The organism is Rubellimicrobium arenae (genome assembly GCF_017916275.1).
In the GTDB taxonomy this organism is placed as follows: Bacteria; Pseudomonadota; Alphaproteobacteria; order Rhodobacterales; family Rhodobacteraceae; genus Rubellimicrobium; species Rubellimicrobium arenae.
Genome location: NZ_JAFMST010000003.1, coordinates 379,367 through 403,017 on the forward strand (window position 1 = coordinate 379,367; position 23,651 = coordinate 403,017).

The window sequence follows — 23,651 nt, forward strand, 5'->3', positions numbered from 1 at the left end:
GCCTTGGGCCGCGCCACCGTGCCGACCCGGAACCCGGGGTGTTGCCGTCACATATGGGGCGGGCAGGCCGCCCTGTCCGCCCCGGCATGAAACCGGGGCCGCCACGGGTTTCGGCAACCGTTATCCTCTGGCCACAGGGGTGCTGCGCCTCAGCCTCGCGTCATGCGTCCCACGTGGCCGCTCGGCTGACATGGCCGCGGTGACGCGGAGGAAGCGGGCGTCGTCGGGAAGTCGCTCCAGCGGCACCGGGCAACGCAGCCTCCAGTTCGGATAGGCGTTCACCGTGCCAGGCAGGTTGGTCGGGGCGATGGGGCCGATCAGGTCGGCCAGCCTGACGGCGGTCAGGCGGCAGGGCGTCCGGGCGATGAACCGATGGGCGGCCTCAAGGAGCTCGTCGGCCAGCTCAGTGGTTTCGGCCGGGGGCGAGCGGAGCAGCCCGGCGGCCACGAGCGACTGCGTCAGGGCTGTCCGTTCGCGGGCCCGCAACGCCAGCTGCTCGACCGAAGACGCCTCGTCGACCAGCCCATGCGTGCGGCGAAGCACGACATCGTCCGCTCTCCACCAGGCGGCCAGGGTTGGCAGGTCGTGCGTGGACAGGCAGGCCAGGGCCAGGGCGGGGTACCGTTCGGGCGGCAGGAAGGCACCGTCCATCTTCTCGAAGTAAAGGATACGGTAGGACAGCACGCCGGCTTCGGCCATCGCTTCGCGAAAACCTGCGGGGACGAATCCCAGATCCTCGCCGATCACGGTCGTCCCGTGTTCTTCCGACTGCTCTGCCAGAACCCGGAGCATCTCGGCGAATGGATAGCGGAGATGGGCGCCCGCCCTGGCCGACTGGCCCTCCGGGACAAGGAACAGCTGCCAGAGGGCCATGGCATGGTCGATGCGCAAGGCCCCGGCGTATCCCATCTGAGCGGCGATCATGTTCCGGTAGGGCGCGAAATCCCGCTCGATCAGGGCGCGCGGCGATGGGGCGGCAAGCCCCCAGCTCTGCCCCTCGGTGGCGAAGACGTCGGGCGGGGCGCCCAGTCCCACGCCGGGCAGCAGAAGCTCGGGATGGCTCCACGCGGCGGAGCCGTCCGGGGCTTCGCCCACTGCGAGGTCGAGATAGAGGCCAATCCTCATCCCGGCGGCGTGGGTAGCCTCCTTCGCGGCCGAAAGTTGCAGGCTGGCGATCCACTGCAACCAGATCTGGAAGGCGACATCGCTCTCATGATCGGCGGCAAAGCGGGCGACCGCCTCGCCCTGCCAGTCCTGCATCGCCTCGGGCCAGTCCGTCCATCCGGCGCCATGGCCGCGCGCGACCATCTCCCGCGACAGGACCTCGAAGAGCGCATGACGCCAGAGCGAAGAGCCTCCGGCTTCGCGGAACGCCCCAAGGGCCGCTTCTGCCTGGGGATCCGACCCGAAGGGACATCTGTCGAAGGCGGATCGCAAGGCCCCGAGCTTCAGGTCCGCCACGGCCGGGTAGTCCACCATCTCGCCGGCCCGAAGTTCGGCCAGCATGGTCTCCGATGGTGTGTCAGCCCCCGGAACCTCGTCGACGGCGATGTAGAGGGGGTTCAGGAAACGCCGGTTCGAGGGCGAGAACGGACTGCATCTCAGGGGATCTGCGAGAAAGAGGGCATGAAGAGGATTGACGCCGAGAAAGTCCGCACCCACCTCGCCGGCCAGAGCCGCAAGGTCGCGCAGGTCCCTGAAATCTCCGATGCCCCAGTTGCGGGCCGAACGCAGTTCGTAGAGTTGGCAGGTCAGCCCCCAGGCCGGGCTACGCTCTAGCCAGGCGGGCTGGAAGCAGGACAGGCCAGCCGGCACCTGCGGCATTTCAGGTTGGGGTGCCGTTGCCGCGACAGGGGCGGCCGAAGTCCCTCCGAGGCTTTGCAGAAGGGTCCGCAGGCTCTCCTCCGGCACGGGCCGGACGGCCCCGCTCTCCTCGTACTCCGTGGTGATCCCGTTCTGCCTGCAAAGATGAGGCAGCGTGCTTGGAGCGGACGGCATCGAGGATTGCGGTCCATGTAGCTGGGAATCGGACATCGTCACCCTGTTCTTCTTCGACCTGCCCGTGACCTGATCCCGCCGGTTGGTCGCGGATCCAGCGGCGGGGCTCGCGGAACGGTCCCCGAACCGCGCGGAGGGCGAATTGTTTCGGATTGCCGTTACGTCGCCCGGCACGAGGGGCCAGGCTCGCGCCGCAGGACTTGGTGCCGCCGGCCGTGGGGGCGGCCCAGACGGCCGGATGCCGATCTAGGACGATCCTCGCAGGACGAGGTCGCCGGTCAGCCGCAGCGTTTCGGCGGGGCGCTTGCCGGTCAGCATCTGGACCAAGGCCTCCACCATGTCCCGAAATGGCTGTCGGTATGTCGTGAGGTCGAACGAAGGCGCGGCAGCGAGATCGATGTCGTCGAAGCCCACCACGGCGATGTCCTGCGGAACCCGGAGCCCAAGCCGGTAGCGCAGCGCGTCCAGGGCCCCGAGGGCGAGGATGTCATTTTCGCAGGCCAGCGCATCGCATCCGGGGACCCCGGGGACGGTCGGGAGCCACCGGTGCACGGCCTCGGCTGCGCTTTCCCGATCGTAGACTCCGGCGTTGATCACCGGAACCTGAACTCCTTGCTCGGCCCAGAAGGACACGAACTCGCGGCAGCGGCCCAGGGCCGTGGACTGCGTGCGCGGGCCGCGCAGGAAGGCCGGCCTGCGGACGCCGCGCCCATGGAGATGTTCCCCGAGCGCCCGCATGGCCGGAACCGGGTCCGTGTAGACGGAGGTCACCCCCGGAATGGTGCTCTCGCGGGCCAGGACGAAACAGGGCGTCGATCCCGCGCGCGCCACGATCTCGGGGCGGAATACCGTCCCGAACAGGACGATGGCATCGACCTGACGGCTCCGCGCATCGGTGATCGCCGCGAAATGGTCGAAGCTGTCGTTGATGTTGATCAGGATGCCCAGCATCCCCTCGCGCTGCAGGGCGGCGGTCAGGTGGGCGAGGGTGGGCAGCTTGTAGGGGTTCTCGAAGTCGTCGACCAGGATGGCCACCAGATGGGTTCTCTGGGTCGCGAGGCTGCGCGCCAGGAGGTTGGGCCTGTAGTCGAGCTGCGCCGCTGCAGCGAGAACCTTGGTCCGCGTCATCTCGGCGATGGGTGCGGCAGGATCGAAGGCCCGGATCACGGTCCATTTCGAGACGCCCGCCGCACGGGCGACGTCCGCCGAGGTCACCTTTTTCGTCAAGCCTGCCATCCCGCTCCAACCCTGCCGCCCCGTCCGTGACCCGACCAATGGCGCCGATCTCCGGCCCTTGCGCTTCTTGGCGGCTCATGACCGCAAACCACAGATTGACGCGCCGAAACAGCCTATGCTACCGGTTGCACAAGGATGCTACCGGTAGCAAGAACAATCCGGCGGGGAGGAGGCCCCGAAGCCATCCACGCGGCAGGGCCCCGTGCGGTCAGGCCCCTGCCGTCCCAAGACGGGCCGCACAGGGAGGACGAGATGGAAGTCGACAGACGAACGCTCCTGACCGGAGTCGCGGCGATGGCCATGACGGTGGCAGCTCGGCCGGCTCTGGCCCAGGACAGGCTGGTGATCGGGGTGCTGCCCAAGACCGTGATCAATGACATCTTCATGAACAACATCGCCGAGTTCGCGAAGGCCAAGGGCGCAGAGCTCGATGTCGACATCGAGATCCATTCCGTGTCCGGGCACGGCGCGATCGAGGAGCAGGTCTCGGCGATGGAGGCGCTGATCTCCCGCAAGGTGAACGGCATCGCGCTGGCGGCCCTCGACAGCAAGGGCCTCGCGCCCGTGGTCAAGCGCGCCGCCGAGGCAGGCATTCCGGTGATGCTGATCGACAGCGGCGTCGAGACGGACCCGGCCAACTACGTGTCCTATGTGGGCACGGACAACGTCCGCGCGGCGGGGCTGGCGGCGGACTATGCCGCCTCGCTGCTGAGCTACAAGGGCAAGGTCGCCCAGCTCGAGGGGGAGCCAGGCTCGGAAGCCGCCGCGCATCGCAAGCAGGGGTTCCACGAAGGCATCGCCAAGTACCCCGAGCTGGAGCTGGTCTCGTCGATCACCGGGCACTGGACCACGCCCGGCGCCGTGGAGGCCACCGAGGCCATCGTCACGGCCAATCCCGACATCAACCTGATCTTCGCATCCTCAGACCTGATGGCGGTCGGCGCGGCCGAGGTGCTGCGCCGGCGCGACATGAACCATGTGATCGTGATCGGCTTCGACGGCATCCCCGAGGGCACCGACCTCATCAAGGAGCTCCGCGCCGCCGGGGACGTGGCGCAGAGCGCGCGCGGCATGGCCGAGATCTCGGTCGAGACGCTCGTGCAGGTCGCCCGGGGCGAGAAGGCCGCCGCGGACTTCCCCAAGAGCGTGGATAGCGGGATGCAGCTCCTCCACTCCTGGAACGTTGACGCCTACCGCCGCGACATCCTCGGCCTGGACGGCAACTGACGGCCCCCTCCCGCCGTCGGGGGGCAGGTCCGCCCGCCCCCCTTCCTGTCCCTTTTCCATGAGGCGCTCATGGCCCTGCATACCCCTGGCGGCGCTCGGTCGGCCCCGCCCATCGTCGCCATGCGCGGCATCTCCAAGCATTACGGCGGCGTCGCCGCGCTGGACAAGGTCGACTTCCATGTCGGCCGCGGCGAGGTCGTGGCGCTCCTGGGCGACAATGGCGCCGGCAAGTCCACGCTGATCAAGATCCTGGCGGGAGCCGTGCGCGCCGACCAGGGCACGGTGGCCATCGACGGCCGCGAGGTCGAGATCGGGTCGCCCGCGCAGTCCAAGGCGCTGGGCATCGAGACCGTCTACCAGGACCTCGCCCTTTGCGACAACGTGGACGTGCCGACCAACATCTTCCTCGGGCGCGAGCTGCGCCGGCCCTTGCTCGGCGGAGTGCTGAGGCTCTTCGACCGCCGCCGCATGGCCCAGGAAACGCGGCGCCTGCTGGGCGACCTTCGCATCAACATCGCCGACATCCATGCGCCGGTGCGCGACTTCTCGGGCGGGCAGCGCCAGACCATCGCCATCGCGAAGGCCGTCTATTCGGACGCGAACCTCATCATCATGGACGAGCCCACCGCCGCGCTGGGCGTCGCCCAGCAGGAGCAGGTGCTGTCGCTCATCGAGAACCTGCGCGCGCGTGGCGAGGCCATCGTGCTGATCAGCCACAACATGGACGACGTGATGCGGGTCGCCGACCGGGTCGTGATCCTGAAGACCGGTCGGCTGGTCACGGACCGCCCCGTCTCCGACGTCGACCGCCAGCAGCTCGTCCGCATGATCGTCTCCGGGGTCGAGGAGCCCCCCCTGCGCCGCGAGGTCCTGCAATGATGGAAAAGTCGGTGAACCTGACGGCCCGGGCGCCCGGAGCCGCCCCCAGGATCTCGCTGCGCAAGAACATCGAGAAGCTGTCGATGGTCTTCGTCTTCATCGCCCTTCTCCTGGGCATGGAGGTCCTCCAGAGCGGGTTCCTCACGCTCGACAACATCAGCCTGATCTTTCTCCAAGCCGCCGTCCGGGCCATCCTGGCCGTGGGCGCGATGCTGGTGATCATCAGCGGGGGCATCGACATCTCCATTGGGACGGTGATGTCGCTGTCCATGGTGGTCATGGGCGTGGGCGTGATCGATCTCGGCCTGCCGCTGGGGCTGGGCTTTGCGCTGTCGGTCGCGACGGGGCTGCTGGTGGGGATGCTGAACGGCCTGCTCATCGCCTATGCGGGCCTACCGGCCTTCATCGTGACGCTCGGGATGCTGGGCATCGCCCAAGGGGTGGCGCTGACGGTCAGCAACGGCAGCTCTCTCTACGGCTTTCCCGAAAGCTTCGAAGTCTACGGGGGCGGAACGCTGCTGGGCGTCCCGGTGCCCGTGCTGATCATGATCGGCTTCGCCCTGCTGATGCTGTTCGTCTTTCACCAGACCAAGCTTGGTCGCTACGCCTTCACCATCGGCGGCAACGAGGAGGCGACGCGGCGCGCCGGCGTGGACGTGCGCCGCTACAAGCTGGCGATCTACATGGTGTCCGGCGCGACGGCGGGACTGGCGGCGATCATCCTGGCCGCCCGGATCAATTCCGCGCACCCGGGCATCGGCTTCGGCTACGAACTCGATGCCATCGCTGCGGTCGTGATCGGAGGGGGAAGCCTGATGGGCGGGCGGGGGTCCGTCGGCGGCGCAATCATCGGCGCCCTGATCATGTCCGAGATCCGCTTCGCCCTCAACGTCCTGGGGCTCTCCCCGTTCATCCAGCAGATCGTCGTGGGCGTCATCCTGATCGCAGCCGTGTGGCTCGACACCATCAGGTCGCGCCGCGTGGTCGGGCGGCGGAGCTGACCATGGCGCATGGATCGACCGAAGACCCGTTGACCACGCCCGACCGGCCTGCGGGCGGCCCGCCGTCACGACGCGTGGTTCCGCGACCATCCTGGGGGAGCCGTGCATGAGCCTTGCCATCGGGGTCATCGGAGCCGGCGTCATGGGCCGGGCCCATACCAGGATCATCGAGCAGGGGGTGACGGGCGCGCGGGTCGCGATGATCAGCGATCCGGACGAAGCGCGCGCCCGGGACGCCGCGCGCGGGGCTGACGGCGCTGTCGTGGCCCTGGACCCCGCGCGGCTGATCGCCTCCGACGAGGTCGATGCGGTGCTGGTCGCCTCGCCCGATCACACGCACGCCGCCTATGTGGCGGCCTGCCTGCGGATGGGAAAGCCGGTCCTCTGCGAGAAGCCTCTGGCCGAGACCGCCGCCGCCTGCCTGGACCTGGTGGCGCTGGAGCGGAAACTCGGACGACGCCTGGCGCAGGTCGGGTTCATGCGACGCTTCGACCCGGCCTATGTCGACCTGAAGGCGGTGTACGACAGCGGGGCGGTCGGACCGGCGCGGCTCATCCGCTGCATCCATCGCAATGCCGTGGCTCCGGGATTCTTCGTGGGGGACATGGCGATCAGCAACGCCATGGTGCACGAATTCGACGTCGTGCGCTGGCTCACCGGAGCGGAGCTTCGCCGGGTCAGGGTGTCCGCGCCACCGGTGCAGGATGGATCCGGCCCCGGCGATCCGCTGCTGGCTACCCTTGAGACGGACGGGGGGCAACTCGTCGATATCGAGGTGTTCATGAATGCCCGCTATGGGTACGACATTCGGACCGAGATCCTTGGGCCGGATGGCGCGATCGAGATGGCGGGACGGGCGACCACGGTCCGGCGCCTCGCGGGCGGGGAGGCCTTTCCGCACCATGGCGATTTCACCCACCGTTTCGCCGACGCCTACCGCTTGCAGTTGCAGGACTGGGTCGATGCCCTGCGCCGGGGGGAGGGGACCGGCTCCGGGGCCACGATCTGGGACGGCTATGTGGCGGTTCAGGTGGCCGAGGCCGCGGTCCAGGCCTTGCAAAGCCAGGACTGGGTTGAGGTCCGCCTGGCCCAGGCGGAGCAAGGCGTGCCTCGCTCTGACGAGGCGGGCCAGCGCCGGAGCGAGGTGGCGTGACCGCCGGAGCAAGGACGGCTTGGGCTCCCACGATGGCATCTCCCACCGAAGGGCTTTTCTCGGGCAGCAGAGCCTGCATGTCATAAGGCGACCTGCCTGGCGTTCCGGACAGGCGATACGATGCCCCGCAACGGCTGCGAGGGTCGAACACAAACGGGAGGACAGATGCAGAAGGTCAGATACGCCGTGGTCGGCGCCGGTTGGATCTCGCAGGAGGCGTTCATGCCCGGCGTGGGGCAGACCGGAAACTCCGAGATCGCGGCCATCGTCACCGGCAACGGCGACGCAGCCCAGCAGCTGGCCGAGTTCCACGGCGTGCCCCGGATCTGCGGCTATGACGGCTACGATGACCTGATCGGATCGGGGGCCGTCGACGCCGTCTATGTCGCGCTCCCGAACTCGATGCACGCCGATTATGCGATCCGGGCGCTCCGGCGCGGCGTCCATGCCCTGGTCGAGAAGCCTCTGGCCCTGACGGTCGAGGAATGCGAGGCCATGATCGCGGCGGCGGAGGAGGGAGGCGCTTACCTCATGACCGCCTATCGCCTGCACAGCGAGCCCGGCACGATCGAGGTGCTGGAGCGCATCCGCCGGGGCGAGATCGGCACCCCGCGGCTCTTCCATGCGGATTTCAGCTTCCAGAGCGGCCCGGACAATCACCGGCTGTCGGCCAGGCATTGGGGCGGACCGCTGCAGGACATCGGGGTCTACTGCCTGAACGCCGCGCGTCAGGTGTTCGGGGCCGAGCCCATCGAGTGCGTGGCCATGGAAGGAGCAAGCGCCGGCGATGCCCGTTTCCGGGAGGTCCACGAGGCCATGACCGCCCTCCTGCGGTTTCCGGATGGCGCACTGGCCAGCTTCACCTGCAGCTTCGGGGCGGCCGAACAGGACCGCTACCGCGTGACGGGCACCGAGGGGATCATCGACGTCGAGAGGGGTTTCCGGTTCGAGACCGTGCCACAGGTCCGGATCATCAAGGGAGGCTCGGTCGAGGAGTGGCAACCCGAGTCGGTCGATCACTTCGGGGCTCAGACCGCCTACTTCTCCGACTGCATCCTGTCCCGAACGCCTCCCGAGCCCGATGGAGCCGAAGGCTTGGCGGATGTCCGGGCGCTCCGCGCCATCGAGAAGTCCGCGCAGACAGGCCAGGTGGTCCAGATCGGTGGGGCGGAGCGGGTCCAGCGGCCGGGCCCCGACACGGTGCGACGGGTCCCGCGCACGGAACGCAGGCTCGTGCTGTAGCGACCAGCGGGCGCCCTGAGCGACAGGGGCGGTCGAATCGCGGCCGCCCCGCAGCCATCACCGCAAGGCATCGCTGCATTGCAGAAACAGGGCTGGAGTCGCCGCAATCAGGCCACATCTACCGGACACAACCGAGTTCTCAACTTGTTCCGGAACAGGCCATGCCTGGCGTCTCGCTGTACACCCGCCTCCCCTTCCCGCTGCTCCTTCTGGAGGAGTCAGGGGACCTGTCGCTCCTGCGCGCTCATCTGAAGTCGCACTACCGCAGCCTCGGCGCACGCTCGCGCCGTCTGCGCTTCATGGGCGAGCCCACCACCGAGGCCCTGGACCGCCTTGCGGATCGGGCGGATCCCGAACTGGTCCTGGAGCTTGTCGAGGATGGCTCCATCCGGGCCGTGCTCGAGGCCTATGCGACCTCCCCGGGCCATGTGGAGGTCGCCATCTCGGTCGAGGACAAGTACCAGGGCAAAGGGCTGGGACGGGCGCTTTTCGAGGAAGGGCTGGACGTGCTGGCCGCGCGCGGGTTCCGGACGGCGGATCTCTTCTGCCTGCGCGAGAACGCCGCGCTGTTGCGGCTCGTCGCCCGGGCGGGCGCCAAGACGCGCATCGACGACGGCGAAGTGCATGTCGAGATCGAGCTTGGGCGCGTGCTGGACCAGATCCGCAAGCCCGAGTCCGCTCCGACCGCCTCGGCTGCCTAGCGGAGCGAGTCGAGCCCGTTGCGGCCTTGGCGTGGCTTGCCCGAGGGGGATCTATCGCGGAGGCCGGGTCAGAGGCCCGAGCCCGACCATGCCGCCATCCATTCCGTCACGATCTCGTCCAATTCGCTGACGGCCTTTGCCGCGGGCTTGAAAAGAGCCCGGTCGAACTGGCGGGGGCTGACCATGCCGGGCACGAAAGCCTCGGGCGGCACGGGTTCGAGATTGTTGAGCACCTTGTGGCAACGTAACTGCTGGGCGACGCTGCCGATCGGAACGACGGCCCCGTCGGTGCCGATCACGACCAGAACGTCATCCCGCCCGAGAGAGGCGAACGCCTCCGACATGGGCTGATAGGCTGGCGCAGGCTCGTTGAAGAACACGACGTTCGGCTTGACCTTGCTTCTGGATCCGCAGGTGGGACAGGAATCGCGCGAGGGGTCCCAGGCGGAAGTGCCGATATCCCAGACCGACCCGCAGGCTAGGCAACGCATCTCGGTCAGAAACCCGTGGACATGCAGGACATCCGTCGCCCCCGCGCGCTCCAGCAGGTCGTCGATGTTCTGGGTGATCAGCGTCGTCCGGAAGCGCGTCTGCCAATTCGCCAGGAGCCGGTGCATCGGATTCGGCTCGACGGTCGCGAGAGCCACGCGCCGTGCGTTGTAGAAACGATGCACGCTCTCCCTGTTGCGCTCCCAGGTCTCGAAGTTGCAGATCTCGTCGATGGAGTGGTTCTCCCAAAGGCCATCGACACCCCGGAACGTCGCGATCCCGCTATCGGCCGAGAGCCCGGCCCCGGAAAAGACGACCAGATGTCGTTCGTGAGTCATTCGGTATCCTTCCTGACCGAGGGTCACGGCATAGCATGGCCCGGCCTTCCTGCCGTGGGCTTGTGAGATAACCCGATCCGCGCCGCCGCAGAAGAACTCAGGTGAAGGACGCGTGCTGCCCGCCCGGCGAGGCGGGCTGTCCAGGTCCGCGCGCCCGTTGCGACCCCGCGCCACTTTGGCGGAACTTGGCAGGATGGATGCCTGGTTGCGGCATGGGGCAGGCGACCCCGTTCGACGGGTCGGCATTAGCACAGGACAAAGAGGGCAGGGGACGATAACAGCTTGGATCGAGGAACCAAGATCTGTCGAACGGAGCGACCCCCGATGGCCACCGACCCGGCCCCCCAAAGCTACGAGGACCTGATCCGGGTCATCCACGACCGCTACGAAGACATGAGCCGGAGCTACCAGAAGATCGCCGTCTACCTGACGCAGAACCCCAACGACGTGGCGGTCCTCTCGGTCAATGCCCTGGCCGATGCCTGCGGCGTGCACGCATCGAGCCTCGTGCGGTTCGCACAGGCGATCGGATACGGGGGCTTCAAGGATCTTCAGGCCGTCTTCCAGCGCCGGCTGACCACCGCCGCCCCCGGTTTCGACGCCCGTGTCCGCGCCCTCGAGGCCGAGCTGGGCGGGCGGGAGGATCGGAGCGAGATGAGCTTCCTGCGCGATCTGGTGGTCCGCGACATGGCCTCGCTCCAGGACCTGCTCTCCGACACCACGACGGAGCAGATCTCCGCCGCGGCCAAGCTGATGGAAGCCGCCGACGTCATCTACCTCATCGGCCAGCTGCGCTCGATCCCGGTCGTGGAGCTTCTGCGCTACATCCTGACGATGCTGGGCAAGCGGGTGGTGCTGCTCGACCCTGGCGGGGGGCTTGCCACCCATATGGCACGCGCTGCGCGGCCCAACGACCTTCTGGTCGCGGTGTCGTTCCGTTTTTATGCGACCGAGGTCGTGAACATCGTCGAGGAAAGCGCCGCCCGCGCGGTTCCGATCGTGGCCATCAGCGACAGCACGTTGTCCCCGCTGGCCAAGAACGCGCAGGTTCTCTTCGCCGTGCCCGAGCACGAGTACACCTTCTCCCGGTCCCTGGCCGCCCCGATGTGCCTGGCGCAGGCTCTGGCCGTGGCTCTGGCCGCGCGGCTCCAGAACGGCACGGACCATCCACGGATCCCGATCGTGACAACGGCCTGACCTGCCGCAGGCCGGATTCTGCAACTCCAGTTGCTAGATGTTGATCGGTGGCACAATTTAGTGCAATCTGATTCGGCATCCCCAGCGTTCTAGCCACCTGGGGATGTGCGGGGAGGAGACCGCCAACAAACAGCCCCATGCTCATCCGCCGGAGAACCCCCGTTCTCCGGAGCGTGGAAGGTCTTGGCTTGCAACAGGAGGAACTCGATGAAAGTGACGAAGATCGGTGCGGCGCTTGCGATGTGCAGCGCACTGGTGACGGCTGGCAGCGCATTCGCGAAGGATTCGGACCATGACTGGTCCGACATCGATATCTTGGTTCTGCATTGGTCCCAGTCGTCCAACCCCTTCTTCGAGGCCGTGAACAGCGGCGCGATGGATGCCGCCGAGGATCAGGGCGTCACGATCGACATCCAGTTCGGCGAGGAGGACCCCGTCACCACCTCCAACATCCTCGAAACCGCCATTGCCAACGGCGTCGAGGCCATCGCCGTCGCGATTGCGGACGACAATGCCTACGACGAGATCCTGTGCCGCGCGCAGGACGAAGGCATCGTGATCGTCACGCTCAACATCGACGACAGCCAGGGCAAGAACGGCATCTGCCGGCTCGCCTTCATGGGCCAGAACTTTGTGGATTCCGGCTATGCCCTTGGCAAGAGGATGATCGACGAGGCGGGGATCGGCGAGGGCGATCTGGTCTTCACGCCCGTCGAGGCACCCGAGGGCACCTACGCCGTCCTGCGGCATGAGGGTGTTCAGAAGGCGCTGGACGAGGTCGGCGCGACCTCCGAGATCCTGGGCACCGGCAACGACCACGGTCAGGCCCTCAACCTGATGACGCAATGGCTCCTGGGCCATCCGGACGTGAAGGCGGTGATCGGGCTTGGCCAGACACCGACCAGCCAGGCGGTGCAGGCGATCTCGGACGCCGGGCTCGAGGTCAAGGCGGGCGGCTTCGACATCTCGCAGTCCATCCTCCAGAACATCGCCGACAACCAGCTGATCGCGGCCGTCGACCAGCAACCCTACAGCCAGGGCTACTACGCCGTGACCCAGGCGGCGCTTGCGGTGAAGTACGGCCTCTACCCGTCCGAGATGGACACCGGCGGCGACGGCCTCGTGGATGCGACCAACTACGAGAAAGCCGTGGAGTGGGCCGGGGCCGTTCGCTGAGCCCCCAGACCTGACCTCGCCGGGAGGGGTGGCGTGACGCCTCTCCCGGAGCTTCCGCATCCCCGAGACCAGGGAGGTTCTCCGACATGGCAACCGCTCAATCCGACCACATCCGGCAGGCCATCGACCTGCGCAACAGCCGCCCGCGGAGCAGCAAGGCGATCGACTGGATCCGGACCAAGCCCGAGGGCGGAATCACGGTCCTGTTCGCGACCGTGCTGATCTGCGTCATCGCCGCGGCGCTGGCCTTTCCGGGCTTCCGCTTCCTGAGCGAGGCAAACATCGCGGTGACGCTGAAGGCGATCGCGCCGCTTGGCATCATGGCGCTGGGCGTGGGCGTCCTGATGATTGCCGGCGAGTTCGACCTGTCGGTGGGCTCCCTGTATTCGTTCTGCGCGATCGTGACCGCCACGCTCACCGCGCAATGGGGTGGCGACGTGAACGCCGAGGGCGCGAGCGCCGTGGCCCCGTTCCTGGCGATGATCGTCGGATTGGCCATCGGCACCGCTGCCGGCGCGCTTCACGCCGTCGTCACGCTCCGCTTCAACATCCCGTCCTTCATCACCACGCTAGGGGCCATGCTGATGTGGCGGGGGGCCACGCTGCTCTATCACGGCGCGAACTCGCTGCGCTACAAGCCGTCCGAGCCGTTTGCCACGGTCTTCGGCGGCTCGGTCGGCGTGGTGCATGCGTCCATGATCTGGTTCCTGTTGCTGGCCGTGGCGTTCTACTTCCTGCTGCATCACCACAAGATCGGGAACCATTTCTACGCGGTGGGGGGCAACCGCAACGCCGCCGTGGCCATTGGCATCAACCCCGCCCGGACCAAGATCATCGCCTTCGCCATCGCGGGCTGCATGGCCGCGCTTGCGGGGATCGTCGCTGGCGTGCGCGTGTCCTCCATCCAGCCGGGTGGCGGGGCCGGGCTGGAACTGGTGGCCATCGCGGCCTGCGTCATCGGCGGCCATGCCCTGATGGGGGGCCGCGGCTCGATCCTGGGGATCGTTCTGGGGACGGCGCTGATGTTCACCATCCAGGACGTGCTGCTGCTGGTCCGCGCGCCGGGCTTCTACTTCGAGATGTTCGTGGGCGGCCTGATCGTCATCGCCGTGATCATGAACATGGCCATCCGCCGCAAGAGCTGAGGGGAGACTGCACCATGACGACTCTCGAAGTGATCGCCCCCCTGGAACGCCCGATCACCGGCCTGCAGCCGGACGTGCTCCCCCTCCTTGAGATGCGGGACGTCACCAAGCGCTATGGCGGCTTTGTCGCCCTGAACAAGATGAACTTCTTTGTCGGGCCGAACGAGGTCGTAGGCCTGCTGGGCGACAACGGGGCGGGCAAGTCCACGCTCGTGAAGATGATGTCGGGGATCAACCCGCCCACGAGCGGCCAGATCTACGCCAACGGCAAGCCCGTGCACTTCAACTGCCGCGCCGACAGCGAGGCCGCCGGGATCGAGACGATCTACCAGGACATCGCCCTGGTCGACAGCATGTCCATCACGCGCAACATCTTCCTTGGGCGCGAGATGACGAACACCTGGGGCTTCATGGACCATGACGCCATGACGGCCAAGGCCATCGAGATCCTGGGCTCGGCCGTGCAGATCTCGGGGATCGACGATCCGAACAAGGAGGTGGGTTTCCTGTCCGGGGGGCAGAAGCAGGCCGTGGCCATCGCCCGCGCCGTCCACTTCAAGCGCAACATCCTTCTTCTCGACGAGCCGACCTCGGCGCTTTCGGTCCGAGAGACCGAACACCTGCTGGCCTATGTGCGCGACCTCAAGGCCCAGGGCACGTCGTCGGTGCTGGTGACCCACAACCTCTACCACGCCTTCCAGGTCTGCGACCGCTTCGTGGTCATGAGCCATGGCACCAAGGTCTACGAGGCCCGCAAGGAGGACACCAGCATCGAGGAAGTCACCTATCACGTGATCCGGACCTGAGGGGGCACCAATGGGATTCAAGGCAGACAGCAAGCTCCGCGTGCCGCCTCTGGGACGGCGGCTGCGGCTCGGGTTCGTGGGCGGGGGGCGCGGCGGCCTGGTGGGCGAGTGGCACGCCGCGGGCGCACGGCTCTCGGCGCACTGGGACATCGTCGCCGGTGCCCTGAGCTCCGACCCCGAGAACGCCCGCGCCTCGGCCGCCGACTGGGGGATCGCCTCCGAACGCAGCTACGGAACCTGGGAGGAGATGGCGCGCGCCGAATCCGTTCGCCCGGACGGGATCGAGGCGGTCGTCATCTGCACGCCGAACTGGACCCACCACCCGATCGCGAAGGCCTTCCTGGCGGCCGGGATCGATGTGATCCTCGACAAGCCCATGACCATCTCGGTCGAGGAGGCCGAGGATCTCGTGGCCACGGCGCGCGACAGCGGGCTCGTGCTCGCCATGACCTACCCCTACACGCATCATGCCATGGTGCGGCAGATGTCGGCCATGATCGCGCATGGCATGATCGGGAAGGTCCGGCAGGCCCATGTGGAATACGTCCAGGATTGGGCGACCGGGCCGGCGGACGCAGGCTTCAAGGGCGCGCAATGGCGGCGCGACCCCAGCAAGGTCGGGCGGGCCTCGGCCACCGGGGATATCGGCACACACGCCTACCACCTCCTGCATTTCGTGACCGGGCTGGACGTGGCCCAGCTCAGGGCGGACTTCCACGTCTGCGGCGCGCCCAAGGACATGGAGGACACCGCCTTCGTGAGCCTGCGCCTGTCGAACGGCGCGCCGGGCACGCTCTGGCTCACCCAGGCGGCCCCGGGGAACTACTGCGCGCTCCGACTGCGCGTGTTCGGCGACAAGGGCGGGCTCGAGTGGGATCAGGAATACCCCGAGCAGCTCCGCTTCACGCCGCTGGACCAGCCGCAGCAGACGATCCACCGTGGCACCGGAGCCGGGATGCTCCCCGAAGCGGAGCGGCTCGTGCACCTGCCGCGCGGTCACGGCGAGGCGCTGACCGATGCCTGGGGCAACCTTTACGCCGAGATCGGGCACGCGGTCGCCGCGCGCCGCGCGGGGGCGACCCTGCCGGAGGGCTACGTGACCTTCACGACAGCCGAGGAGGGCGCGGCCGGCGTGCGCTTCGTGAGTGCCTGCGCCGACAGCCACGAAGCCGGCGGGGTCTGGGTCACACTCGACGACGCTGCCGTCGCAGCGGGGCAGGCGGCGGAATGACCCGGCTCCGGTTCGCCATCAATCGCACCTGCGCGCCGGAGCGGACGCTCGACGACTTCATCGGCCTGGCACATGCCGCCGACGTGTCCGCCGTGGAGATCCGCAACGACCTCCCGGGGCAGGAGTTCATGAACGGCACCCCGGCAGCCGAGTTGCGCGACCGGCTCGACTCGGCGGGTCTGGCTGTAGCCTCGGTCAACGCGCTCCAGAGGTTCAACGACTGGACGTCCGACCGGGACCGCGAAGCTCGGGCGCTCATCGCCTATGCGGGCGAGCTGGGGGCACCGGGCCTTGTCCTCTGCCCGGTGGTGGAGGAGGCGCACGGCTGGTCCGACTCGGAGCTGGCTCGTAATCTGCGCGAGGGCCTGCGGGGCCTTCGGCCGATCCTCGCGGAGCATGGAGTCCTGGGCTACGTGGAGCCCCTGGGGATGCGGGGCTCGACCCTCAGTCGACAGGCCATTGCGGTCGAGGCTGTGTCGGAGATCGATGGCTGGAGCAATTTTGCGCTTTGCTACGATACGTTCCAGTTCTTCCGGTGCGGGGATGACAGGACATTCCCCGAGCATGTCGGCCTGGTCCACGTTTCAGGCATCTCGCGCCGCGATCTCATGCCTGCCGACCTGACCGAGCCGGACCGGGAGTTCGTGTTCGTGAACGACCGCGCCGGCAACGTCGAGCAGTTGCGACGTCTTCTGGCCACGGGCTACGGAGGCTACATCTCGATGGAGCCCTTCAGTCCCGAAACCCAGCGCGATCCGGCGATCGGCGCCCGGCTGAAGGCCAGCCTCGAGTTCCTCGACGCGGCGGTCCGCCCCAGGGAGACCGCCGCATGACCAGCTGGAAGGATTATTCCCTGAGCGGACCCGAAAGCCGGCGGAAGGTCGAAGCCGGCCTTTCCAGCGGGCAGTGGTACGCCTCGCCGATCCCGCGCAAGATCATGAAAGACCTCATGCAGCGCCGCGACGGTCCCGCGATCCGCGATACGCTGATCTGGTTCGCGGTGCTGGGCGTCCTGGGCTGGCTCATGCTCCAGACATGGGGAAGCTGGTGGTTCGTCCCGGTCTTCTACGCCTATGCGGTGTTCTACGGCTCCTGTGGCGACTCGCGCTGGCACGAGTGCGGCCACGGGACGGCCTTTCGCACCCGCTGGATGAACGATGCGGTCTATCATCTCGCATCCTTCATGGTGTTCCGGAACGGCAGCCTCTGGCGCTGGAGCCATGCCCGCCACCATACCGACACGATCATCGTGGGCCGGGACCCCGAGATCGCGGTGACACGCCCGCCCAGCTTTCTGAACATGATCCTGAACGTCCTGTACCTGCAGGACGCGTCCAACCAGCTCTGGCGCATGGCGCGCTTCACCTTCGGCGCGATGAACGGGGACGAGAAGGACTTCGTTCCTGAATCCGAACGCTGGAAGTGCTTCCTGGAAGCCCGGATCCAGGCGGGGATCCTGGCGGGCGTGATCGGTCTGGCGGTCTGGCAGCAGAGCTGGCTTCCGCTGTTCTTCGTGGGCCTGCCGACCTTCGTGGGCGCCTGGGTGGACACGGTCCTCTTCGGCTACACCCAGCACGCGGGGCTGGCCGAGGATGTGCTGGATCACCGTCTGAACTGCCGGACCGTCTACATGAATCCCGTGTTCCGCTTCATCTACTGGAACATGAACTACCACCTGGAGCATCACATGTTCCCGATGGTGCCCTATCACGCGCTGCCCCGGCTTCATGAGGCGATGAGGGCCGACTGTCCTCCGCCCTATCCCTCGCTCCTGGCCGCCTGGCGGGAGATCCTTCCTGCCTTGTGGCGCCAGATCCGCGAGCCCCACTACTTCGTCGAGCGCCGGTTGCCGGACGCCGCCTCGGCGGGCCTGCACGCGGCCGAGTAGCCGCCTGCGAGAATGGCGGGGCGGCTTCTCTCTCCCAAAGCCGCCCCTATCAGGCCGGAGCTCCTGTCCGGCCCTCCAGGGCCGGGCCTTGACAGGGTCCGGCCCCCCATCCCCCGATCCCGACAGGAGAAAGCGCCATGACCCAGGCCGCCCGAACGGTTGCGCCGACGAAATGGGTGGACGCCTGCGCGGTGGACGAGCTCGACGAGCGGGACGTGATGAGCTGGGACCACGGCGGGCGGACCTACGCCATCTACCACAGCCCGGACGGCGAGTTCTTCTGCACTGGCCAAGCGCGCCCTCGTCTGCGTGAACCTCACCATCTGTCCCGTGCGGGGGAAGGCGGGACGGGTGCTGGTCGGGATGGCCTGACAGGGATGCCAGCGTTCCGCAGGACCACCCGGCCCTGCGATCGGATGAGGCCGTTCGGGAACGGAAAGCCCCCGCATCATCAGGCCACTCGGTCTTGGTCGCCCAAGTCTCGAGGTGCAACGTAACGCGGTGGCTCCTCCGGCAAAGCGGTATGGGATGTTCACGGCCGCAGGTGGAAAAGGACCCGATCCGGTCGGCTGTTCGTCGCGCCTGGCGGGCTTCCCCAGGGCGTCAGGCTGGCCGGCATCGCGGCGCATCGCCGACAGGTTTAGGAAAGGACCGATGAGATGACGTTTCCCCTGGCTGTATGTGCCGAGATGCTCTGGCCGGAACGGCCGATGGACTGGCGGCTTCGGCGGCTGACCGAGATGGGTTTCCAGTGCGGCATATGGAGCTGGACGGGTCACGATCTCGCCGCGCTCGAACGGTCAGGCGCCACGTTCTCCTCAATGACCGGCTACCTTCGTGGCCGCCTGTCCGACGAAGCCGGGGCCGAGGAGCTTCTGGCCACAGCCCGGCAGGCCATCGAGGTAGGCAAGCGGCTGAATGTCGCCCGGCTGAACCTGCACGGCACCGGCCTCGGGGAAGGCGGCAAGCCCGTCACGCCGTGCGAGGTCGCAACGGGGACCATGTGGCTCCGGGCCCGGAACACCCTCGCCCGCATTGCCGACCTCGCCGAGGCCGAAGGGGTGACTTTCATGCTCGAGAACCTGAACCTGCCCGTCGACCATCCCGGGGTGCCGTTTGCCCGCATCGAGGACACGCTCGCGCTGGTGTCGTCCATTGACCACCCGGGTCTGCGGCTCAACCTCGACCTTTACCATGTCCAGATCGGAGAGGGGAACCTGATCGAGTGGTGCCGTCGGTGCCAGCCCTGGATCGGCGAGGTGCAGGTGGCCGATGTGCCGGGCCGGATGGAGCCCGGGACCGGCGAGATCAACTACCTCAATGTTGCGCGGGGTCTCTCTGTGATGGGCTACGGCGGACCCGTCTGCCTTGAAGCCTACGCCTCGGGCGCACCCGAGGCTGCGCTTGAGGCCTTCGGCGCCACCTTCACGCTGCCCGCAACCGCCCCAGGTCCGGCACTCGCTTCGGCCTGAGCGCCCGGCGGATGGTCGCCACGGCCAGGTGCCGCCGGATGGCGAGGCGATCAGGTCGCGGCCGACTTCGGCCGGCAGGCCTCCGCTCTGATGCGGATTGGCCGCATGGGGGCGGGATGTGCCGGATCCGGCCCAGACCGGAACGCGTGCCAAGACGGCTCTTGGCGGGCGGCCCGGTCCTCAGTCTAGGCCATCTCCGCCGCTCGGGCCCGGCCCGGACGGGGTCCGGAGTCCCCAGGCCCCCCGGTCTGGACGCTGAGACCATGGGGTGCGTCCCTGACCCGGCCCTGGCGGTGCCTGTCATCCTCATGGAGCAGAGAATGGCCGACCTTGCCTGCGGATCCCGCGATAAGCGAGGTCGCTGGACCCTCAGAGACCCCCTGATGAACACGGACCCGGAAACCTGAGAGACCGCCTCCGGGCGCAGGCTCTCAGGCCGTCTGCGGCGAGGGCGTCGGGCATGACCGGCTCTGGACCTCGCTTGGATGCAGCAACCCGAGGCGGCCATCGGAGCTGAAAAAAGAAAAGGCGGCAGCTCCGGGAGGAGGAGCGCCGCCTGGGTCGGCAGATGATCGTCCAGGGAGGAGGAGAGGACGATCGTTCCGATACAGTGTGCGACGAACCGGGAGGAGGATGGTCCGTCGCCATTGAGGTCCAAGTTAGCGCTAATGCTGCAGATGCACAATGAACGTCACCGCAGATCCGACATGCGTCCAGCGCAACGGAGGGCGACCGGGTGCCGTGTCTCTGGGCGGGTTTGGCGCGAAATTCCTCAGTCTGGAATCGGGTGACCGGCCGTGCTGGCCGGCTTGCCCTGAACTGAACTCGATGCACTGGATCTCAGATGCAGGGTCGGCATCCGTCGGCACTCCCGGTTGGCGTCGCGTCGGACATTCCTGAGGGGGGCCGGTCGGGGTATGCTTGAGTTTCACAGCCGATGGGACCTGCGCCGCATGATGCACCTCGGGACAGGACAGGCCGGCCACGTGGGTCGACTGATCCGCCGCGTGCCCACGCTGATCCTGGGCTATGCCGCTGGCGTTGGGGCAGGTTGCGCGGCTGGCCTTGGGGCTCTGCTGGTCGTCAGGGCGGCCATCCGTCCTCCGAACGGAGGGCTGATCGACGTTGCGATGGAGGCGTTCCTGCCTGCGCTTCTTGGGCTGATCGCACTGGCCCTGCCCAGCCATGTGGCCCCCTTCCTGTGGACCGTCTGGGCTGCGAACAGGTGGATGGGGCGATTGACCACGCCGATCGCGATCGGCGCCGGATGCCTGACGACGCTCCAGGTTCTGCTGGTGGCCGACCTGTTTCGCTCGGAGCCGCTCTATGGTACGCCCTCGCTGGGCTTCGGCGTCTACGGTGGTGCCCTCCTGGGAGGAGGGATCTTCGGTCTCGTCTTCGAGCGTATGGTCCGACCCCGGGACGATGGCCCTCCCGAGCTCGGGCCCGTCGAGGTGGTGAGCCCTGTGAAGGTCCGATCCGCGCCCAAGTCGAAGCCGACTTCGAACAACAAACCAGTCAAGGTTCTGACGGATGTGCCGAAACGGCCGGCGTCAACCAGGCCCCGCTCTCCGGTCAAGCGAACCCGGAACGGTGCCAGGAAGGGTGGCTCGACCGCCAAGGTGCCCTCCGCCTGATCGCGGAGTGACCAGCGGAACGGGAGCCGTGCAAGCCACTTTGGAATGGCGCGCCCGCGGCCGGTGCAGGCCCGCGATCTCTGTCGCTGGACGGGGGCGCCCTTGCGCGTCCATGCAGACGAAACCTGCGGCGCTGAACCCGCGCCGCGAGCGAACTCGGTACTTGTTGACCGGTCCATGGGCGGTAACCATAGTCCGATGAAAACGGGAGGAGAGACGCCATGGTGGCCAAGACTGCTCGAACCGGGGTCAGGGCCGCGCGCCCGGGGGCCTCAGGCCAGCGAGCCGTGCCGTGACGGCTCCCATCCTGTCGCTGAACGGGGTGAACCGTAGCTTCGGTCCCATCCAGATCCTGTTCGATGTTTCGATCGACCTCCGCCCCGGCGAGGTTCACGCCCTGATCGGCGAGAATGGCGCGGGCAAGTCCACGACCATGAAGATCATGTCCGGCTACCTCGCGCCGACGACAGGGGAGGTGCGTCTCGACCAGCGGCCCGTCGCGTTCGGGGGCAGCCAGAACGCCGAGGCGCAGGGCGTCGTGCTGATCCACCAGGAGTTCAACCTGGCCGAGCAGCTCTCGGTCGAGCAGAACATCTTTCTCGGACGCGAGCTGCGGCGCGGCTTGTTCCTCGACAAGCGGGCGATGCGCGCGCAGACGGCGACGCTTCTCGACCGGCTGCAATGCCGCGTGCATCCGGATGCCCGGGTGCGCGACATCTCGAATCCCGACAAGCAGATGGTCGAGATCGCCAAGGCATTGGGCCGCAATGCGCGCGTCCTCATCATGGACGAGCCGACCGCCGTGCTCACCAACCGCGAGGCCGAGGTGCTCTTCGAGCAGGTCGACCGTCTGCGGTCCGAGGGCGTGGCGATCCTGTTCACGTCCCACAAGCTCGACGAGGTCAAGCGGATCTCGGACCGGGTGACGGTGATGCGGGACGGACGCGTCGTGCTGACGGCGCCGACCTCGGAGATGACCGAGGATGCCATGGCCAACGCCATGGTGGGGCGCGAGATGTCCGACCTGTTCCCGCGGCGCACGACGCCGCTGGGTGGGGACGTGGCCCTGCGGGTGCGCGGCCTGACCGTGCCCGGCCATGCGGAGGACATCTCCTTCGACCTGCGCCGCGGCGAGATCCTGGGGATGGCGGGCCTCGTGGGCTCGGGCCGGACCGAGACCATGGAAGGGCTCGTCGGCCTGCGCCGCCATGTCGGGCAGGTGGAGATCGAGGGCCGTCCCGTGGTGATCCGCAGCCCGCGCGAGGCGCAGGCGCTGGGCCTGGTGTATCTCACGGAGGACCGCAAGGGACGCGGGCTCGTGCTCAACATGGGCATGCGCGAGAACCTGACCCTTCAAAGCCTGCCCAGGTTCGCGCAGCCCTTCCTCGACCGGACGGCCGAGGACGCGGCCCTCGACCGGGCCGTGCGCGACTTCGACATCCGCGCGCCCTCGCGCGCCGTGCGCGTCCGCAACCTGTCGGGCGGCAACCAGCAGAAGCTGCTCATCGCAAAGATCATGCAGGCCGACCCCCGGATCGTGATCATCGACGAGCCCACGCGCGGCATCGACATCGGCACCAAGCAGCAGATCTACGACTTCATCCATCGGCTCTCGGGGCAGGGCGTGTCCATCATCGTCATCTCGTCCGAACTGCCCGAGGTCATCGGCCTGTCGGACCGTGTCCTCGTGATGCGGCAGGGCCGCCTCATGGGCGCCGTGGAAGGGCCAGCAAAAACAGAAGACGCCATAGTCCGCCTCGCCATGGGGCTTGATGCGCGGACGGAAGGAGAGGCAGCATGACCACGCAGGCGACACGGGCCAGCCAGCAGGCCCGGCCAGGGCACGGCATCAATCTTCACGTGCTGGGGCCGATCGTGGCGCTGGTCGTGCTGATCGTGGCCGGCGCCCTGATGAACTCGAACTTCCTGAGCTACGCCAACGTCACGAACGTCCTGGCGCGCTCGGCCTTCATCGGCATCATCGCGGTCGGCATGACCTTCGTCATCACGGCCGGCGGGCTCGACCTGTCGGTGGGCTCCATGGCGGCTTTCATCGCCGGGCTGATGATCCTCGTGATGAACCTTCTGGTGCCATCCATGGGGGCGGGCATATCCGTGATCCTGGTCGGGATGGTGGTGGCGCTGGTCGCGGGCCTGTTCGCCGGGCTCATCAACGGCGTCCTGATCACGCGAATGCGCATCGAGGCCTTCATCGTGACCCTCGGCACTATGGGGATCTACCGGAGCCTGGTCACATGGCTGGCCGACGGCGGGACGCTCAGCCTCGATTTCGGACTGCGCGAGGCCTACGAGCCGGTCTACTACGGCGGGCTCTTCGGGATCAGCTGGCCGATCCTGACCTTCCTCCTGGTCGCCATCCTGGGGGAGATCGTGATGCGGAAGACCGCCTTCGGACGCTACTGCGCGGCGATCGGCTCGAATGACCAGGTGGCGCGCTATTCGTCGGTGGACGTGAACCGGGTGCGGCTCCTGACCTATGTGGGGCTGGGGATCCTCGTCGGGGTGGCGACCATCATGTACGTGCCGCGCCTGGGCTCGGCCTCCGCCGCGACCGGCGTGCTCTGGGAACTCGAGGCCATCGCCGCGGTGATCATCGGCGGCACGATGCTGAAGGGCGGCTTCGGGCGGGTCTGGGGCACGGTGGTCGGCGTCCTGATCCTCAGCCTCATCGGCAACATCCTGAACCTGACCGACTGGGTGAGCCCGTACCTGAACGGCGCGATCCAGGGGGTCATCATCGTTCTCGCTGTGATCCTGCAGCGCGAAAGCCGGCCCGAGGGCTGAACCCCCGGACCGACATCAAGACAACACGGG

Annotated in this window: 20 protein-coding genes; 17 read left to right on the forward strand and 3 right to left on the reverse strand. The window is 67.6% G+C overall.

Features of this window, described 5'->3' with window-relative positions; all coding sequences use genetic code 11:
* Window positions 1-120: 120 nt before the first annotated feature.
* Together malQ and J3P31_RS06580 are read right to left on the reverse strand one after the other, a co-directional pair.
* Window positions 121-1,998, reverse strand: coding sequence for a 4-alpha-glucanotransferase (gene malQ, locus J3P31_RS06575; protein ID WP_210527611.1), 1,878 nt, complete (start codon window positions 1,996-1,998; stop codon window positions 121-123).
* 246 nt (window positions 1,999-2,244) lie between these two features.
* The gene (locus J3P31_RS06580; RefSeq protein ID WP_210527612.1) at window positions 2,245-3,225 is read right to left on the reverse strand and encodes a LacI family DNA-binding transcriptional regulator; all 981 of its coding nucleotides are present in this window, start codon (window positions 3,223-3,225) and stop codon (window positions 2,245-2,247) included.
* 261 nt (window positions 3,226-3,486) lie between these two features.
* Here J3P31_RS06580 and J3P31_RS06585 point away from each other — a divergent pair, with 261 nt between their 5' ends.
* The 6 genes from J3P31_RS06585 (at window position 3,487) to J3P31_RS06610 (ending at window position 9,437) form a co-directional block, all read left to right on the forward strand.
* Window positions 3,487-4,461, forward strand: coding sequence for a sugar ABC transporter substrate-binding protein (locus J3P31_RS06585; protein WP_210527613.1), 975 nt, complete (start codon window positions 3,487-3,489; stop codon window positions 4,459-4,461).
* A 69-nt stretch (window positions 4,462-4,530) separates the two neighbouring features.
* Window positions 4,531-5,340: an ATP-binding cassette domain-containing protein gene (locus J3P31_RS06590; RefSeq protein ID WP_210527614.1), complete on the forward strand. Its 810-nt coding sequence runs from the start codon at window positions 4,531-4,533 to the stop codon at window positions 5,338-5,340.
* A complete protein-coding gene (locus J3P31_RS06595; RefSeq protein ID WP_210527615.1) occupies window positions 5,337-6,341 on the forward strand; it encodes an ABC transporter permease in 1,005 nt (334 codons plus the stop codon). Before J3P31_RS06590 ends, J3P31_RS06595 begins: the two co-directional genes overlap by 4 nt.
* Window positions 6,342-6,447: 106 nt before the next feature.
* Entirely contained in the window at window positions 6,448-7,494 is a 1,047-nt protein-coding gene (locus J3P31_RS06600) for a Gfo/Idh/MocA family oxidoreductase (RefSeq protein ID WP_210527616.1), read from the forward strand.
* Between the two features lie 165 nt (window positions 7,495-7,659).
* Window positions 7,660-8,736, forward strand: coding sequence for a Gfo/Idh/MocA family protein (locus J3P31_RS06605; RefSeq protein WP_210527617.1), 1,077 nt, complete (start codon window positions 7,660-7,662; stop codon window positions 8,734-8,736).
* 161 nt (window positions 8,737-8,897) lie between these two features.
* Window positions 8,898-9,437 (forward strand): GNAT family N-acetyltransferase, encoded by a 540-nt coding sequence (locus J3P31_RS06610; RefSeq protein ID WP_210527618.1) that lies wholly within the window; start codon window positions 8,898-8,900, stop codon window positions 9,435-9,437.
* A gap of 68 nt (window positions 9,438-9,505) precedes the next feature.
* Here J3P31_RS06610 and J3P31_RS06615 read toward each other — a convergent pair whose 3' ends face one another.
* Entirely contained in the window at window positions 9,506-10,264 is a 759-nt protein-coding gene (locus J3P31_RS06615) for an SIR2 family NAD-dependent protein deacylase (protein WP_210527619.1), read from the reverse strand.
* A gap of 324 nt (window positions 10,265-10,588) precedes the next feature.
* Between J3P31_RS06615 and J3P31_RS06620 the strand changes: the two genes are divergently transcribed.
* The 11 genes from J3P31_RS06620 to J3P31_RS06670 all read left to right on the forward strand — a co-directional run bounded on the left by J3P31_RS06620 (window position 10,589) and on the right by J3P31_RS06670 (window position 23,621).
* Window positions 10,589-11,461 (forward strand): MurR/RpiR family transcriptional regulator, encoded by an 873-nt coding sequence (locus J3P31_RS06620; RefSeq protein WP_210527620.1) that lies wholly within the window; start codon window positions 10,589-10,591, stop codon window positions 11,459-11,461.
* Between the two features lie 207 nt (window positions 11,462-11,668).
* Complete coding sequence (locus J3P31_RS06625) at window positions 11,669-12,637, forward strand: substrate-binding domain-containing protein (RefSeq protein WP_210527621.1); 969 nt, start codon at window positions 11,669-11,671, stop codon at window positions 12,635-12,637.
* Window positions 12,638-12,723: 86 nt separating this feature from the next.
* Window positions 12,724-13,782, forward strand: a complete 1,059-nt coding sequence (locus J3P31_RS06630) for an ABC transporter permease (protein WP_210527622.1) — start codon at window positions 12,724-12,726, stop codon at window positions 13,780-13,782.
* A gap of 14 nt (window positions 13,783-13,796) precedes the next feature.
* Window positions 13,797-14,588: an ATP-binding cassette domain-containing protein gene (locus J3P31_RS06635; RefSeq protein WP_210527623.1), complete on the forward strand. Its 792-nt coding sequence runs from the start codon at window positions 13,797-13,799 to the stop codon at window positions 14,586-14,588.
* 10 nt (window positions 14,589-14,598) lie between these two features.
* Window positions 14,599-15,819, forward strand: a complete 1,221-nt coding sequence (locus J3P31_RS06640) for a Gfo/Idh/MocA family protein (protein ID WP_210527624.1) — start codon at window positions 14,599-14,601, stop codon at window positions 15,817-15,819.
* A complete protein-coding gene (locus tag J3P31_RS06645; RefSeq protein WP_210527625.1) occupies window positions 15,816-16,652 on the forward strand; it encodes a TIM barrel protein in 837 nt (278 codons plus the stop codon). The genes J3P31_RS06640 and J3P31_RS06645 overlap by 4 nt, the downstream gene beginning before the upstream one ends.
* On the forward strand, window positions 16,649-17,707 hold the full coding sequence (locus tag J3P31_RS06650) for a fatty acid desaturase family protein (RefSeq protein ID WP_210527626.1): 1,059 nt from the start codon (window positions 16,649-16,651) through the stop codon (window positions 17,705-17,707). The genes J3P31_RS06645 and J3P31_RS06650 overlap by 4 nt, the downstream gene beginning before the upstream one ends.
* A gap of 659 nt (window positions 17,708-18,366) precedes the next feature.
* A complete protein-coding gene (locus tag J3P31_RS06655; protein WP_210527627.1) occupies window positions 18,367-19,179 on the forward strand; it encodes a TIM barrel protein in 813 nt (270 codons plus the stop codon).
* A gap of 1,130 nt (window positions 19,180-20,309) precedes the next feature.
* The gene (locus J3P31_RS06660; protein WP_210527628.1) at window positions 20,310-20,816 is read left to right on the forward strand and encodes a hypothetical protein; all 507 of its coding nucleotides are present in this window, start codon (window positions 20,310-20,312) and stop codon (window positions 20,814-20,816) included.
* Window positions 20,817-21,108: 292 nt separating this feature from the next.
* Window positions 21,109-22,617, forward strand: coding sequence for a sugar ABC transporter ATP-binding protein (locus tag J3P31_RS06665; RefSeq protein WP_210527629.1), 1,509 nt, complete (start codon window positions 21,109-21,111; stop codon window positions 22,615-22,617).
* Window positions 22,614-23,621: an ABC transporter permease gene (locus J3P31_RS06670; RefSeq protein ID WP_210527630.1), complete on the forward strand. Its 1,008-nt coding sequence runs from the start codon at window positions 22,614-22,616 to the stop codon at window positions 23,619-23,621. The genes J3P31_RS06665 and J3P31_RS06670 overlap by 4 nt, the downstream gene beginning before the upstream one ends.
* Window positions 23,622-23,651: the final 30 nt, after the last annotated feature.

Excerpts from the sequence above, each read along its gene's own strand:
- malQ (WP_210527611.1), bottom strand. The coding sequence starts at position 1,998 with ATGCCGTCCGCTCCAAGCACGCTGCCTCATCTTTGCAGGCAGAACGGG.
- J3P31_RS06585 (WP_210527613.1), top strand. The coding sequence starts at position 3,487 with ATGGAAGTCGACAGACGAACGCTCCTGACCGGAGTCGCGGCGATGGCC.
- J3P31_RS06590 (WP_210527614.1), top strand. The coding sequence starts at position 4,531 with ATGGCCCTGCATACCCCTGGCGGCGCTCGGTCGGCCCCGCCCATCGTC.
- J3P31_RS06595 (WP_210527615.1), top strand. The coding sequence starts at position 5,337 with ATGATGGAAAAGTCGGTGAACCTGACGGCCCGGGCGCCCGGAGCCGCC.
- J3P31_RS06600 (WP_210527616.1), top strand. The coding sequence starts at position 6,448 with ATGAGCCTTGCCATCGGGGTCATCGGAGCCGGCGTCATGGGCCGGGCC.
- J3P31_RS06605 (WP_210527617.1), top strand. The coding sequence starts at position 7,660 with ATGCAGAAGGTCAGATACGCCGTGGTCGGCGCCGGTTGGATCTCGCAG.
- J3P31_RS06610 (WP_210527618.1), top strand. The coding sequence starts at position 8,898 with ATGCCTGGCGTCTCGCTGTACACCCGCCTCCCCTTCCCGCTGCTCCTT.
- J3P31_RS06615 (WP_210527619.1), bottom strand. The coding sequence starts at position 10,264 with ATGACTCACGAACGACATCTGGTCGTCTTTTCCGGGGCCGGGCTCTCG.
- J3P31_RS06620 (WP_210527620.1), top strand. The coding sequence starts at position 10,589 with ATGGCCACCGACCCGGCCCCCCAAAGCTACGAGGACCTGATCCGGGTC.
- J3P31_RS06625 (WP_210527621.1), top strand. The coding sequence starts at position 11,669 with ATGAAAGTGACGAAGATCGGTGCGGCGCTTGCGATGTGCAGCGCACTG.
- J3P31_RS06630 (WP_210527622.1), top strand. The coding sequence starts at position 12,724 with ATGGCAACCGCTCAATCCGACCACATCCGGCAGGCCATCGACCTGCGC.
- J3P31_RS06635 (WP_210527623.1), top strand. The coding sequence starts at position 13,797 with ATGACGACTCTCGAAGTGATCGCCCCCCTGGAACGCCCGATCACCGGC.
- J3P31_RS06640 (WP_210527624.1), top strand. The coding sequence starts at position 14,599 with ATGGGATTCAAGGCAGACAGCAAGCTCCGCGTGCCGCCTCTGGGACGG.
- J3P31_RS06645 (WP_210527625.1), top strand. The coding sequence starts at position 15,816 with ATGACCCGGCTCCGGTTCGCCATCAATCGCACCTGCGCGCCGGAGCGG.
- J3P31_RS06650 (WP_210527626.1), top strand. The coding sequence starts at position 16,649 with ATGACCAGCTGGAAGGATTATTCCCTGAGCGGACCCGAAAGCCGGCGG.
- J3P31_RS06655 (WP_210527627.1), top strand. The coding sequence starts at position 18,367 with ATGACGTTTCCCCTGGCTGTATGTGCCGAGATGCTCTGGCCGGAACGG.
- J3P31_RS06660 (WP_210527628.1), top strand. The coding sequence starts at position 20,310 with ATGGAGGCGTTCCTGCCTGCGCTTCTTGGGCTGATCGCACTGGCCCTG.
- J3P31_RS06670 (WP_210527630.1), top strand. The coding sequence starts at position 22,614 with ATGACCACGCAGGCGACACGGGCCAGCCAGCAGGCCCGGCCAGGGCAC.